Genomic DNA, 12,288 nt, shown 5'->3' with positions numbered 1-12,288 from the left:
CTCAGCCCGTCCTCAGGCGCGGATTGAGCAGGATCGCCGCCACGTCCGCGATCAGGTTCGCCGCAACGTATACAAAGGCGGAGATCATCACCGTCGCCTCGACCACCGGCAGATCGCGTAGCTGTAGCGAGTCGACCAGCAGACTGCCGAAGCCCGGATAGGAGAAAACCTTCTCCACCACAACCACGCCGCCGACGAGATAGGCGAGGTTCAACGCGGTGACGTTCAGAGTCGGAACGAGCGCATTGGGCAGCGCGTGGCGCAGCAGCACGCGCCGGCGCGACAGTCCCTTCAGTTCGGCCATGCGGATATAGTCGGAATCAAGGACCTCGATCAGGTTATCGCGCAGCATGCGCACCGCATAAACGGCCATGACAATCGCCAGCGTCAGCGCCGGCAGGGTCATCGCGCGAACGTACTCCCAGGCGCTCGACGTGTAGTCGACCAGCGAGATGGCCGGCAGCAGGGGAACCATGACGACGAAGGTTAGCAGCAGGATGGTCGCCAGCAGAAAGTCCGGCACCGACAGCAGCACCAGTGTCACCACCGAGAATGCGTGGTCTGTCGCTCGGTCTCGGTACAGCGCCTGCAGAACCGCCGGGATCACCGTCAGCGGCAAGTAGATCAGGAACGCGTATGCCGACAGCAGGACGGTGTTGAAAATGCGGGGCCCGAGGATTTCGGCCACTGGACGGCTCGACGCAAGCGAATTGCCGAGATCGCCGGTAACCAGCCCACCGAGCCAGCTGAGGTAGCGAACCGGCGCCGGCCGGTCGAGGCCGAGCTCTGTCCTCAACTGCTCCAGCGTCTCGGGCGTGGCGTCACGACCCAGTATGCGCGAGGCCACGTCACCCGGCAGGATTTCGAGCATCGAGAAAATGATCAGCGACACCAGAAGCAGCGTCACGATTGACATTAGTGACCGGCGGATCACCAGTTTGAAGATGGTCACGCCGCTACCCCGTCATGGATCGGCATCGATGGGCATCCCGCGCCCCGGAAAACCGGAGCGCGGGCAGTCTATTACTTGCAGCTCAGATCTTCAAAGTTAAGGTTGAAGTTCTGGGCGCGCGGCGTGTAACCATCGCAGTTTGCGCGGATCGCCAGCACCTGGTGCACAAACATCGGCAGCACCAGTCCGCCTTCGGTCGCCAGCAGCTTGCCCGTCTCCTGGAATAGCTTGAGGCGTTCCGCAGGATCGACCGTTGTGTTGGCTTTCAACAGCAGCGCGTCATAGTCGGGACGCTCCCAGTGCGTCTCCTTCCACTTGGCATTCTGTGTGTAGGCGGTTGCCAGCCCTTCGCCCGGTGGGCGCATCGACCATGCCGAAGTTACTGCCGACTTCTTCAGCCACACGTCGTCCCAGAAGCTTTCCGCCGGCGTCACGATGACGTTGATGTCAAAGCCCGCGGGCTTCGCCATCTCGGCATAGACCTGCGCCATCAGTACCATGCCGGGCACGCCCTCGGCCGTGTAGAGGTCGAACTTCAGGCCGTCCGGATAGCCGGCTTCAGCGAGCAGCGCCTTGGCCTTCTCGATGTCCTGCTTCGGCGCTTCCTTGGTGTAGGAGGCCGGGTTGCCGACGGGAACCGGGTTGTCGGCGCCTGGCTCGCCGAAGCCGAGGAGCACGGTATCGACCATCGCCTGGCGATCGACGACCAGCTTCATGGCTTCGCGCACCTTCGGATTGTCGAAGGGCGGCGTATCGACCCAGGCCGAAACGGTCATCGAGTTCGATGCGCCCGTGGACAGCAGCTTGACGGAATTGTCGCCCTGCAGCGTCGAGATCACCGACGGATCGACGTTGAGCATCAGGTCGACCTGGCCTGCCTTGATCGCCGAAACCGCCGCGACAGCTTCCTGAGCCACGGTGATGCGCAAGCATTCGGCCTTGGGCTGTCCGGCGTTCCAGTAGTTGGGATTCTTGCGCAGGATGCGCACCGGCGCATTCGGCGTGAACTGTTCCTGCATGAACGGCCCGGTGCCGTCGGCCTTGAGCTTCAGCGTCTCACCGGTCGCGCCATCAGGCACGATGTTGGTGAACTTGTTGGTGATCAGCACGGGCAACTCGACCACCGGATTCTTGGTCTTGAACACCACCGTCGTCGCATCGGGAGCGCTGATGCCTTCCGGGTCGAGGAATTCGAGAACGGCGCGCGCGCCGGAGCCCGTCTTCTCGTCGAGCAGGCGCTTGAAGCTCCAGACGACATCCGCCGACGAGAAGTCCTTGCCAGAATGGAACTTCACGCCTTCACGCAGCTTGAACGTCCAGGTCAGCCCGTCGTCGGAGACCGACCATTCGGTCGCGAGTTCGGGCAGGACGTTGAAGTTGTCGTCTATATCGACCAGGCGGTTATAGACGGCGAAGGTGTGGTACGCATCGTCGCCGGAATGCATGTCGGCGGGATCCATCGACTGCTTCTCGCCACTCCATTCGTAGCCCAGTATCTTCACGCATTCGTCGCCGGCTGCCGCGAGACCTGCGGTCGTCGACCCTACCAGACCGGCCACCGCGAATACGGCGCCGGATAACCATGCTGTCTTTCTCATTTGCTTGTTCTCCCTGGCAAACAAGTTCCCGTCATGCCTTTTGCGGCTGCACGCCTTTTCCGAAATGTCGGATATGCGTACGTTTATGTAGACTGGCACAATATCCGTGTTAGCCTGCGAGTCAATAAACCGCTTGGTGTGCAGCGCATCAGAAATATCGTTTCGAGGCAGGAGGAATCTCGCAATGGCGTCCGTCAAGTTGCGGGGCATGACTTGGGATCATCGCCGCGCCGTCGATCCGCTGACGCACGCAACGGCGCTCTTCCGGCAGCGGCATCCCGACATCGACATCGAGTGGTCGGCGCGCCCCTTGAGTGGGTTCGAGTTCACGCCGGTCGACAAGCTCGCGGAAGACTACGACCTGATCATCCTCGATCATCCCTTCATGGGAGCGGTTGCGGCTTCGGGGTCGCTCATGCCGCTCGACGACATCGCCGGCTTGAGCGACGACATGTTCGTCGGCCCTTCACTGAGAACGTACCGCATGGGCGGCCATCTCTGGGCCTTGCCGGTCGACGCGGCGACGCAGGTCGCCGTTTCCCGCCCCGACCTGATGGATGCGCTGGACGCGTTGCCGCCAAAGGACTGGAGAGCACTCATCGCGCTCGGTGAAAAGGCTCGCGCGAGTTCGATGCATCTCGCAATCGGCCTGGCGGGCGTGCACAGCCTGATGACCTTCTTCACGCTGATGGCCAATCTTGGGTCACCGTGCGGGACAGGGCAGACCGAACCCTTTGCCGACCACTCCACTGCTCGGGAGGTCCTGGGATTGATGCGCGGCCTGCTCGCATTCTGCCCGCCGCAGGCGCTCGACTGGAACAGCATCCGCCTGCATGACGAGATGGCCACGCGTGACGATCTCGTTTTCTGCCCTGCCGTCTACTGCTTCGCGACCTATGCGGAGGCCGACCGCAGCAGGCCGCTCCGCTTCCACGACCTTCCCGGTCCCACCGGGCCCAGCGGTTCAACGATTGGCGGCACCGGCCTGGCTATTTCGGCGCGTTGCGCGAACATGGACGCGGCGCTGGAATATGTGCGCTTCTGCGCCCAGCTTCCCACGCAGATCGCCTTCGCCGAGCATCACGGCCAGCCTGCCTTGCACGGTGTCTGGCTGGACGAAACAGTCAATGCAAGGTTTGGGGGATGCTACCGAAATACGCTGAAAACCATGGACGGCTGCTGGATCCGCCCGCGCTACAACGGCTACCTCACCTTTCAGGAAAAGGCGGGCGACCTGATCGAAGCGCATCTGCGCGGAGACGTTGGCGAAAGCGTCCTGCTCGACACACTCGAGCGCCTGCACGCCGGCCGGTAGCCGGGATCAGCCAAGCCTGCGCGACAGCTTTTCCGCAGCGTTCATGACGCGCTCGATCAGATAGTCCTTGTTCGGTTTGACCAGCCGCTGCTCCGGGGCCACCACCGAAATGGCGGCAATACAACGACCGTTCGCATCGACGACCGGCGCCGCCACGCAGCCCGCGTGCTCGTTGGTTTCGTTCAGTTCCGTGGCATAGCCCTGTCTGCGGAACTTGCGTATTTGCGTGATGAGCTTCTTGACGTCGGTTGCCGCGCGGCCGGTCGGCGACGGACGTACAGTGTGCTCGAGCAGATCGGTCAGCGCCTTGTCGTCCAGGTCGGAGACGAGCAGCCTACCTGCCGCCGCCCAGTTGACCGGAACCCGAGACCCGACCTGGCTGACTATGCGCAATGACCGCACGCCTTCTTCCTTCAGCAGCACCATCATCAGGTTGCCGTCGAGGACAGAAAGCTGGATCGTCTCGCCGGTTTCGTCACGGAGCTGCTCGGCGATACGCGCGCCATCCTTGAGCAGGTCGACATGGCTGCGATAGGCCATGCCCAGTTCGAAAAGCTTGCGCCCGAGGAACAGTCCGCTGCCGCGCCCCGACGGGGCGAGATAGTCGCCCTCCGACAGGGTCCGCACCAGCTCGTAGGCGGTGGACTTGGGGATCGAAAGCTCGGCGACGATCTGTGCGACGGTGATCGGCTCGCCGCGCTGAAGCATCAGTTCCAGAATGTCGAGCGCCCGGCGAACCGAGCGCGAGCCCGTGCTTTCGTCGTCCTGTACGGTTTCTGGACCAGCGTCCGGCTTGAGCTTCGGATTCAGCTTGACAGGGGGAGGCATGTTCGTTTTCCAGTATATTGGACCATTGTCCGGAATTCGGAAATGTTACGACCCGCTCGCACGGAGGGCAAGACATGAAGATCGTGGACATCGAAGTGATCGAGCTTCGCGTTCCAGGATGGACCGGCGAGACATTCGACGGGTCATACGACAATTGTCTTGTTCTCGTCCACACCGACGAAGGCGTTACGGGTATCGCCGAAGTGGACAGCGTGCCAGCCGTCATCCGCGCCATCATCGACGCGCCGCGGTCGCATACGCATGCCATGGGCTTGAAGGAGGTTCTGGTCGGGCAGGACCCGACCGACGTCGAGGGCCTGTGGGACCGCATGTACGATCTGACCAGTTACTACGGCCGGCGAGGCGTCGTCATCCACGCCATCTCGGCCGTGGATATCGCGCTGTGGGACTTGCGCGGCAAAGTCACAGACAAGAGCGTCGGAGAACTGCTCGGCAAGCGCCAGCGCGACCGCGTGCTCGCCTACGGCACCGTCTACCCGCTCGGCGAGACGCCGGACGAGGTACGCTGGAACATCGACCGGGGCCTGAAGCGCGGCCTGAAGGCGATCAAGATCGTCGCCGACCCTTTCTGGCGCGAGGATCTCGACAAGACCGCCGAACTCATCCGCACGGCCCGCGCGCATGTCGGTCCGGACATCAGGCTCATGGTGGACGCCGCCACCGCATGGTCGAAGGCCGAGGAAGGCCTGCCGCTCATGCCGATCTTTAAGGAATATGATTTCTTCTGGGTTGAAGCGCCGCTGCCGATCGACGACCTCGATGGGCACGCGCGTTTCCAGGGTTTTGGAGTGCCGATCGGCGGCGGCGACCTCGGGCTCACCACCCGCTACGAATACGAAATCGCGTTCGAGCGCGGCAAGATCGATATTGCCCAGCCCGATGTCACAATGGCCGGCGGTATCACTGAACTGATGCGCATTTCCGCGCTCGCGAAGAGCATGGGCCGCCGCGTCGTCACCCACGGCTACAAGTCGAACATCACGATCGCCGCCAACCTCGCCTTCCTGTCGCAGCACTGGGCGGACGAGCCGTGCGAATATTCGACGAGCGAATCGCCATTGCGCTGGGAGTTGACGCAGGAGCGCTTCCCGATCGAGGCGGACGGTCGGATCACGGTGCCCGACCGGCCCGGCCTCGGCGTCAGCCTCAACGCCGATACGATCGCGAAGTATCGCATCGCTTGACCGGCGCCAACCCGTGACGCCGGCCTCGAAGTATTCTCAGGCGGCGTCGGCCGCAGGCTGGCCTGCCGGTTGCGCGAAGCGTGGCGTCGCGCCGGCGGCCTGCTCGCAGAGCTCGATGTGCCTTGCCAGCGCCTGGTTGGTCAGGGCGGCGCTGATCGTCATGATGTCGCGTCCCTGATATCGCGGCATCTGCTGGACTTCCTTCAGCCGCTCCAGAAGTGCAAGTCTGGTCATCGCATCGCTCCTTTGCTGTTCAAGACGGCCTTCAGGCCGCCTTCTTTCCGGTGCCCACCTTGGCCGTGCCCACCTTGGCCGCGTCGGCCCTCTTCTTGGAGGCATCGAAGGGTATCTCGATGTCGACCTCGAGCGTCGAAACCTTCTCGCCGCGATCCATCTTCACGCTGACCTTGTCGTCGTCGATCTGCACATGCTTGGCGATGACGCGAAGAATTTCGTCGCGCAGCTTGGTCACCAGGTCGGCATCGCCGGTTGACGCGCGTTCATGCGCAAGCAGCACCTGCAAGCGGTCGCGGGCGGCCGGAGCCGACTGCGCTGGTCGGGAAAAGAAACGAAGCAGGTTCATGCCGCCTTCCTTCCGAATATCTTGCCGAAGAAGCCGCGCTTCTCGCCGGGGATGGTCACCGGGATCGGTTCGCCCTTGAGCCTGCGGGCCGCATCGAAGTAGGCGCGGGCAGGGGCGCTTGCGTCGTCCGCCAGGGTAACCGGCGCGCCGACGTTGGAAGCCTTCAGCACGTCCATGCTTTCGGGAATGATGCCGAGCAGCGGGATCGAGAGAATCTCCAGAACGTCGTCCACCTTCAGCATGTCGCCGCGCTCGGCGCGAGTTGGGTCGTAGCGGGTCAGCAGCAGGTGCTTTTCCATGCGCTCTCCGTTCTCGGCCTTCATCGTCTTGGAATCGAGCAGGCCGATGATGCGATCCGAATCGCGGACCGAGGAAACTTCCGGATTGGTCACCACGATGGCAATGTCGGCATGGCGCATGGCCAGCGTCGCGCCGCGCTCGATACCGGCCGGGCTGTCGCAGATCACCCAGTCGAAAGCGCCAGCCAGGGCAGAAATCACCTTCTCGACGCCTTCCGGCGTGAGGTTGTCCTTGTCGCGGGTCTGCGAGGCGGCGAGCAGATAGAGCGTCTCCACCCTCTTGTCGCGTATCAGCGCCTGCGCGAGCTTCGCCTCGCCCTGAATGACGTTGACGAGGTCATAGACCACGCGCCGCTCAGCCCCCATCACGAGGTCGAGATTGCGCAGGCCGACATCGAAATCCACGACGACGACTTTCTCGCCGCCCTGTGCCAGCGCTGCCCCCAGCGCGGCGGAAGTCGTCGTCTTGCCGACGCCTCCCTTGCCCGATGTGATCACGACTACCTTGCCCATTGACCTCTCCTGTTCTGGACCCGGCTCAGCCGAGTGTTCCCGTTTTGACTGTCTCGCCTTCAAGCCAGATATGGACCGCCTGGCCGCGCAGATCCGGCTCCATGTCTTCGGCCGTCTTGTAGAACCCGTCGATGGCGATCAGCTCCGCCTCCAGCTTGCGGCAGAAAATCCGTGCCGAGGCATTCCCCGTCGTGCCGGCCAGCGCCCGTCCCCTGAGCGTGCCGTAGATGTGGATGGATCCGCCCGCGACGACCTCCGCGCCGGACGCGACCGAACCGATGACGGTCACGTCCCCCTCTGGGAAGAAAAGCGACTGGCCCGAGCGCACGGGCTCGGTCACGATCATCGACGGGATCGCCCTAGCCTGCACAGTCTGAATGGCGGTCTCTTCGACTACCTCTTCCTCTGCATGCTGCTCGACAATCTGCTCGGTGCCGGCGGAGGGCGGCTCGAAATCGGAGGCGGGCCGGCCATCCGTCATGGCGGGCGGCAGGTCCGAGCCGAGCAGCGATGGGCGGGCTCCTTCGATGCCCATGATTCTCACGTTGCGCTGGCCCAGTTGGCTGAGCAATTCGCGCAGTTCGTTGCGATCTATGTCCAGGCCATCGATGTCGAGCACCACAGGCCGACGCAGGAAAAACCCGGCGGAACGGGCCGCAAGATCGTCGAGCCGTGCAAGCCAGTCCTCGAACGGCAGTTCTGGGCTCAGCGCCAGGGCAAGGAAGGACCGCCCCTTGAGGCGGATAGGCCGGGGTTGAGTTAACACGTTGGTCACTTTGGTAAATTTTCCGTTGCTTTTGTGTACCGAAAAAATGGTTAACAAAAGGTAAACGGCCATCGCTTCCGCAACGGCAGTGGTCACGAAAAGGTAAAACTTTTCAGCGCGTTAGATATATCTAAAATGAAATGAGCACCTACTGGGTGACGGCAACGGAGAAGGTGGCGATTCAATCCACCCGCCAGCGGGCGACCAACTCTTCATTCAGCTCGATCCCGAGGCCCGGCCCGGTCGGCAACTCCATGAAGCCATCGACCACCGCCGGTTCCGGCGACACCAGTTCGCGTCGCAGCGGGCTGTCGAAAACCTTGGGCGACACGTATTCGAAGACGGGTGCGGCCGGGCACGCAGCCTGGAAATGCCGGCCAACGGCCGACGTTATGCCGGTCTTCCAGCCATGCGGCACGACCTCCGCACCGGCGAGTTCGCACATGTCGGCGATTCGGCGAATCTCCGTCAGCCCGCCACCCCGGCCAATGTTTGGCTGCACCACGCCTACCTTGCCGACGGTCAGCCATTCGCGCACCTCGAATCGCGTCGCCGCGGCTTCGGCGCCGCCGATTCGGATCGAGCTTTTCTCCGCCAGTCGCGCATGGCCGGCGAGGTCGTCATGCTGGAGGGTCGCCTCGGCAAAGAAGATGTTGGCATCGCCGACGCGTTCCAGCACGAAAAGCGCGTCGTGCCAGTTGTGCCATCGGTAGCCAAAATCGACCGCCATGGTGATCTCGGGCCCGAGCATCCTGCGGCCGTCGTGGATCAGGCCCACCAGTTCGCTATCCGTGACCAAGTCGTAGAACAGCACCTCCATCTTCACCGCGCGGAAGCCGGCCTCCAGCGCCGCATCGAACTGGCGGCCGATCTCGCGCATCAGCTCGGCGATGCTGCGCCCGTGCGCCAGACCGGGGAAGATCGTGCAGTAGGGTCGCAGTTTCTCGCGCCGCGCGCCGCCCATCAGCTTGTAGGCGGGGACGCCGAGCTGTTTGCCGGCGAGATCGTGCAGCGCGATGTCGATCGCCGAAAGCGCATGGATCCCAAGCCCCCGCCTGCCCGGCCAGAAAGTGCCGTCGTAGAGCTTCTGCCAGATCGCGGCGATTTCCAGCGGGTCCTCGCCGACAAGAATCTCGGAGGCGTTGCGGCTCCACAGATGCGCCGTTGGCATCTCTATGAAGCTTTTGACGGCCGAGGGGGGCGCGTCCGCCTCGCCGAATCCATAGCGTCCGTCCTCGTCGAAAACCTTGATGATGATCGTGTCGGCAGTGCCGTCGAGATCGGTCGCGGAAGTCGCCGGCGAAAAGACCGGGATGACTTCGATGCGGTCGATCCTGCTGATCATCGTCCCCTCAGTAGACGGCGCGGCCGCCGGTCAGGTCAAAGGTAAAGCCCGTGGTGAAACTGCAGGCCGGCGAGACGATCCAGGAGATCATCTCCGCCGCCTCTTCCAGCTCGCCGCAGCGCTTCATCGGGATCTTGTCGGTCATGTATTTGACCTGCGCGTCCGGCAGCGCCGCCACCATCGGTGTGCGGATAACCGCCGGCGCCAACGCATTGATGGTGATCCCGGTCTCGGCGTAGTCCTTGCCCATCGACTTGACGAGGCCGATGACGCCCGCCTTCGTCGCCGAATAGGCTGTCATGCCGGCATTGCCTTCCTTGCCGGCAATCGAGGCGATGTGGAGGATTCGCCCGTAACCCTTGTCCAGCATGTGCGGCAGCACGGCCTTCGACACCAGGAACGACCCCAGAAGATTGATGCGGTAGACCAGATCGAAATCGTCGGGATCGACCTCATGCGCCTTGAGGTTGGTCTTGCCGGTAGCGCCGGCGCAATTGACCACGGCGTGGAGCTGACCGGCTTCGCCGATCACCTTCTCCCACACCGCATCCTGAGAAGCCCTGTCGGTGATCTCGATCGCGTGGCCGGTCGCCTTGCCGCCTGCGGCTGCGATCTGAGCGGCAGTTTCTGCCGCCCCCTTGCCGTCCCGGTCGAGGCAGATCACGGTCGCGCCGCGCGATGCCATGAGCCCCGCAGTGGTTTTTCCTATGCCGCTTGCCGCCCCCACGATCGCGATTGCGTAGGGATTGGGAAAGCTGGTCATGCGGAACTCCTGCGCTGCTATCCCGGCGAAACCCTCCGCCGCCGGGTATGTCGCGCGGACCATAGGACATTCCAGCAATCTAGACAATTGTCCGCATTTGCGGACGATACACAGCGTGGCTGCCGATCTCAACAACGGCCCCCTGGTCTGTTATTCAGGTGAGGCTGCGCCCTGGAGGATCGGGCCGCATGGGAGGGAAGATGAGCGGCAAAATCATACGGGTCGGGCTGGTCGGCTGCGGGTTCTACGCACAGAATCACCTCAATGCGTGGCGGGACCTGAAGCCAAACGGCGCGCTTCTCTCCGCTGTCTGCGACATGGACCCGGCCAAGGCGAAGGCCGCCGGCGAAACCTTCGGCGTTCCGTGGTTCACAGACGTTGCCGCCATGCTCGACGCCGTGCCGCTGGATGCCGTCGATATCGTCACACGGCAGGACACCCATCGCGCGATTGCCGAGGCCACCATCGCCCGCGGCATCGCCACCATCGTGCAAAAACCGTTCGCGCCGACATGGGAGGACGCTACGGCGATCGTCGACGCGGCAAGGAAGGCCGGCGTCTGGCTCGCCGTGCACGAGAACTTCCGCTACCAGGCGCCACTGCGCGCTGTCCGCGCCGTCATCGACAGCGGGGCGATCGGGGAGGCGAACTGGGCGCGCGTCGCATTCCGCACCGGGTTCGACGTCTACGCCACGCAGCCCTACTTCTATGAAGAGACGCGTTTCGCCATCGCCGATGTCGGCGTTCATGTGCTCGACGTCTCGCGCTTCCTGCTCGGCGATGTCGAGCGCATCTCCTGCGAGACCCAGCAACGGAATTCCAAGGTCAAGGGCGAGGACACTGCCACGATGCTGCTGAAACATCGGAGTGGCGCGGTGAGCATCGTCGAATGCACCTATGAGGCGCGCCGCGCCGACGATCCCTTCCCCGAGACGATGATGGAGATCGAAGGCTCGCGCGGCTCGATCATCGTGACAGCGAAGACGCAGATGAAGGTGACCAGCAACGGGCAGGCGACGACCAGCGATATCGGCACACCGTTGCTGTCGTGGACCTCGCACCCCTGGCATGTCAGCCAGGAAGGTGCGCTCGGAGCCTGCAGTCACTTCCTCGACTGCCTGCAGCGCGGCGTGCCGGCCGAGACGAGCGGCGAGGACAATCTGAAGACCTACGCGCTTGTCGATGCCGCCTATGTCGCGGCGGCGGAACACCGCGCCGTTACGCCTCTACGCTGGAAGTAGATGGCGGGTTCAGGACGCCGGTTTTTCGGGCAGTCCGAAAGTCTTTGCGCACAGCGCATAGATGTCGTCATAGACATCCGCGCCGCCGGCCACGATCACCGTGCCTTCCCTGAGCACGGTCTTCGGGTCCGGCGTGACGATCCGCCCGCCCGCTTCCTCGATCAGCAGCAGGCCGGCGATGCAGTCCCACGCGTTCATGTTGTTCTCGATGTAGCCAATCAACCTGCCCGCCGCGACATAGGCCAGGCAGAGCGCGCCGGACGCGTTGCGGTAGAAGACGCCGCCCTTCGCCAGCAGATCGGCGATCAGCACCGGCACGTCCTTTGTCTCACGGCGGCTGGAAAAGCCGATGCCCAGCGACCCGTCGCCGAGGCTCTTCGATTTTGTCGTGCGGATCGGCTTGCCGTTCAGCCATGCCCCGCCGCCCTTCTCGCCGTAGAAGGTTTCGCCGGTCGAGGGTTCGTGGATAGCGGCCGTCACCGTCACGCCGTCCTTCGCGCAGGCAATCGCCACACACCATGCCGGAATACCGCGCACGAAATTCGCGGTTCCGTCGATCGGGTCGATCACCCAGTCGTAACCGGTCGTGCCTGTCTTCGGCGCATGCTCCTCACCGACGATGCCGTCGTCGGGATAGGCCTTCGCCAGTTCGCGACGCACGAAAAGCTCGACCTCGCGATCGGCTTCCGAGACGAGGTCCTGATGCCCTTTGGCCTCGATGGTGAGGGAATCGAGTTTGCGGAAAAACTCCATGCCGAGCTTGCCCGCCCGCTCGGAGAGATCGCGCGCGAAGATCAGGCGTTCGCTGTGGCTGTTCATGATGTCGGCCGCCGTGCTGGAGAGGTTCTCGCGAGCGATCACCCGCGCGACGCCTTCATAG

Annotated in this window: 13 protein-coding genes; 3 read left to right on the top strand and 10 right to left on the bottom strand. The window is 63.4% G+C overall.

Annotation, left to right across the window (positions count from 1 at the left end):
* Position 1: 1 nt before the first annotated feature.
* Together ABMA32_RS04815 and ABMA32_RS04810 are read right to left on the bottom strand one after the other, a co-directional pair.
* Positions 2–952, bottom strand: coding sequence for an ABC transporter permease (locus ABMA32_RS04815; RefSeq protein ID WP_349012583.1), 951 nt, complete (start codon positions 950–952; stop codon positions 2–4).
* Between the two features lie 71 nt (positions 953–1,023).
* The gene (locus ABMA32_RS04810) at positions 1,024–2,550 is read right to left on the bottom strand and encodes an ABC transporter substrate-binding protein (RefSeq protein ID WP_349012582.1); all 1,527 of its coding nucleotides are present in this window, start codon (positions 2,548–2,550) and stop codon (positions 1,024–1,026) included.
* 184 nt (positions 2,551–2,734) lie between these two features.
* Between ABMA32_RS04810 and ABMA32_RS04805 the strand changes: the two genes are divergently transcribed.
* Positions 2,735–3,865, top strand: coding sequence for an ABC transporter substrate-binding protein (locus ABMA32_RS04805; protein WP_349012581.1), 1,131 nt, complete (start codon positions 2,735–2,737; stop codon positions 3,863–3,865).
* Between the two features lie 6 nt (positions 3,866–3,871).
* Here the strand turns inward: ABMA32_RS04805 and ABMA32_RS04800 are convergent, their stop codons facing one another.
* Entirely contained in the window at positions 3,872–4,693 is an 822-nt protein-coding gene (locus tag ABMA32_RS04800; protein ID WP_349012580.1) for an IclR family transcriptional regulator, read from the bottom strand.
* Between the two features lie 74 nt (positions 4,694–4,767).
* On the opposite strand from ABMA32_RS04800, the gene ABMA32_RS04795 reads away from it, so the two are divergent.
* Positions 4,768–5,898 (top strand): mandelate racemase/muconate lactonizing enzyme family protein, encoded by a 1,131-nt coding sequence (locus ABMA32_RS04795; protein ID WP_349012579.1) that lies wholly within the window; start codon positions 4,768–4,770, stop codon positions 5,896–5,898.
* 36 nt (positions 5,899–5,934) lie between these two features.
* Here ABMA32_RS04795 and ABMA32_RS04790 read toward each other — a convergent pair whose 3' ends face one another.
* From ABMA32_RS04790 to ABMA32_RS04765, 6 genes are all read right to left on the bottom strand, one after another.
* Positions 5,935–6,132: a hypothetical protein gene (locus tag ABMA32_RS04790; protein WP_349012578.1), complete on the bottom strand. Its 198-nt coding sequence runs from the start codon at positions 6,130–6,132 to the stop codon at positions 5,935–5,937.
* Between the two features lie 31 nt (positions 6,133–6,163).
* Entirely contained in the window at positions 6,164–6,481 is a 318-nt protein-coding gene (gene minE, locus ABMA32_RS04785) for a cell division topological specificity factor MinE (RefSeq protein WP_349012577.1), read from the bottom strand.
* Positions 6,478–7,293, bottom strand: coding sequence for a septum site-determining protein MinD (gene minD / locus ABMA32_RS04780; protein ID WP_349012576.1), 816 nt, complete (start codon positions 7,291–7,293; stop codon positions 6,478–6,480). The genes minE and minD overlap by 4 nt, the downstream gene beginning before the upstream one ends.
* 25 nt (positions 7,294–7,318) lie before the next feature.
* Positions 7,319–8,068, bottom strand: coding sequence for a septum site-determining protein MinC (gene minC / locus ABMA32_RS04775; protein WP_349013326.1), 750 nt, complete (start codon positions 8,066–8,068; stop codon positions 7,319–7,321).
* A gap of 172 nt (positions 8,069–8,240) precedes the next feature.
* On the bottom strand, positions 8,241–9,404 hold the full coding sequence (locus ABMA32_RS04770; protein WP_349012575.1) for a mandelate racemase/muconate lactonizing enzyme family protein: 1,164 nt from the start codon (positions 9,402–9,404) through the stop codon (positions 8,241–8,243).
* 7 nt (positions 9,405–9,411) lie between these two features.
* The gene (locus tag ABMA32_RS04765) at positions 9,412–10,230 is read right to left on the bottom strand and encodes an SDR family NAD(P)-dependent oxidoreductase (RefSeq protein WP_349012574.1); all 819 of its coding nucleotides are present in this window, start codon (positions 10,228–10,230) and stop codon (positions 9,412–9,414) included.
* A gap of 137 nt (positions 10,231–10,367) precedes the next feature.
* Here ABMA32_RS04765 and ABMA32_RS04760 point away from each other — a divergent pair, with 137 nt between their 5' ends.
* Entirely contained in the window at positions 10,368–11,408 is a 1,041-nt protein-coding gene (locus ABMA32_RS04760) for a Gfo/Idh/MocA family protein (protein WP_349012573.1), read from the top strand.
* Between the two features lie 9 nt (positions 11,409–11,417).
* Here ABMA32_RS04760 and ABMA32_RS04755 read toward each other — a convergent pair whose 3' ends face one another.
* On the bottom strand, positions 11,418–12,269 hold the full coding sequence (locus ABMA32_RS04755; RefSeq protein ID WP_349012572.1) for an inositol monophosphatase family protein: 852 nt from the start codon (positions 12,267–12,269) through the stop codon (positions 11,418–11,420).
* Between the last annotated feature and the right edge of the window lie 19 nt (positions 12,270–12,288).

Source organism: Mesorhizobium quangtriensis (assembly GCF_040081925.1).
In the GTDB taxonomy this organism is placed as follows: domain Bacteria; phylum Pseudomonadota; class Alphaproteobacteria; order Rhizobiales; family Rhizobiaceae; genus Mesorhizobium_K; species Mesorhizobium_K quangtriensis.
This window is presented reverse-complemented; position numbering and strand designations above follow the sequence as displayed.

Bases quoted from the DNA above. Each gene is read 5' to 3' on its own strand.
- ABMA32_RS04810 (WP_349012582.1), bottom strand. From the start codon at position 2,550: ATGAGAAAGACAGCATGGTTATCCGGCGCCGTATTCGCGGTGGCCGGT.
- ABMA32_RS04805 (WP_349012581.1), top strand. From the start codon at position 2,735: ATGGCGTCCGTCAAGTTGCGGGGCATGACTTGGGATCATCGCCGCGCC.
- ABMA32_RS04800 (WP_349012580.1), bottom strand. From the start codon at position 4,693: ATGCCTCCCCCTGTCAAGCTGAATCCGAAGCTCAAGCCGGACGCTGGT.
- ABMA32_RS04795 (WP_349012579.1), top strand. From the start codon at position 4,768: ATGAAGATCGTGGACATCGAAGTGATCGAGCTTCGCGTTCCAGGATGG.
- ABMA32_RS04790 (WP_349012578.1), bottom strand. From the start codon at position 6,132: ATGACCAGACTTGCACTTCTGGAGCGGCTGAAGGAAGTCCAGCAGATG.
- minE (WP_349012577.1), bottom strand. From the start codon at position 6,481: ATGAACCTGCTTCGTTTCTTTTCCCGACCAGCGCAGTCGGCTCCGGCC.
- minD (WP_349012576.1), bottom strand. From the start codon at position 7,293: ATGGGCAAGGTAGTCGTGATCACATCGGGCAAGGGAGGCGTCGGCAAG.
- ABMA32_RS04770 (WP_349012575.1), bottom strand. From the start codon at position 9,404: ATGATCAGCAGGATCGACCGCATCGAAGTCATCCCGGTCTTTTCGCCG.
- ABMA32_RS04765 (WP_349012574.1), bottom strand. From the start codon at position 10,230: ATGGTCCGCGCGACATACCCGGCGGCGGAGGGTTTCGCCGGGATAGCA.
- ABMA32_RS04760 (WP_349012573.1), top strand. From the start codon at position 10,368: ATGAGCGGCAAAATCATACGGGTCGGGCTGGTCGGCTGCGGGTTCTAC.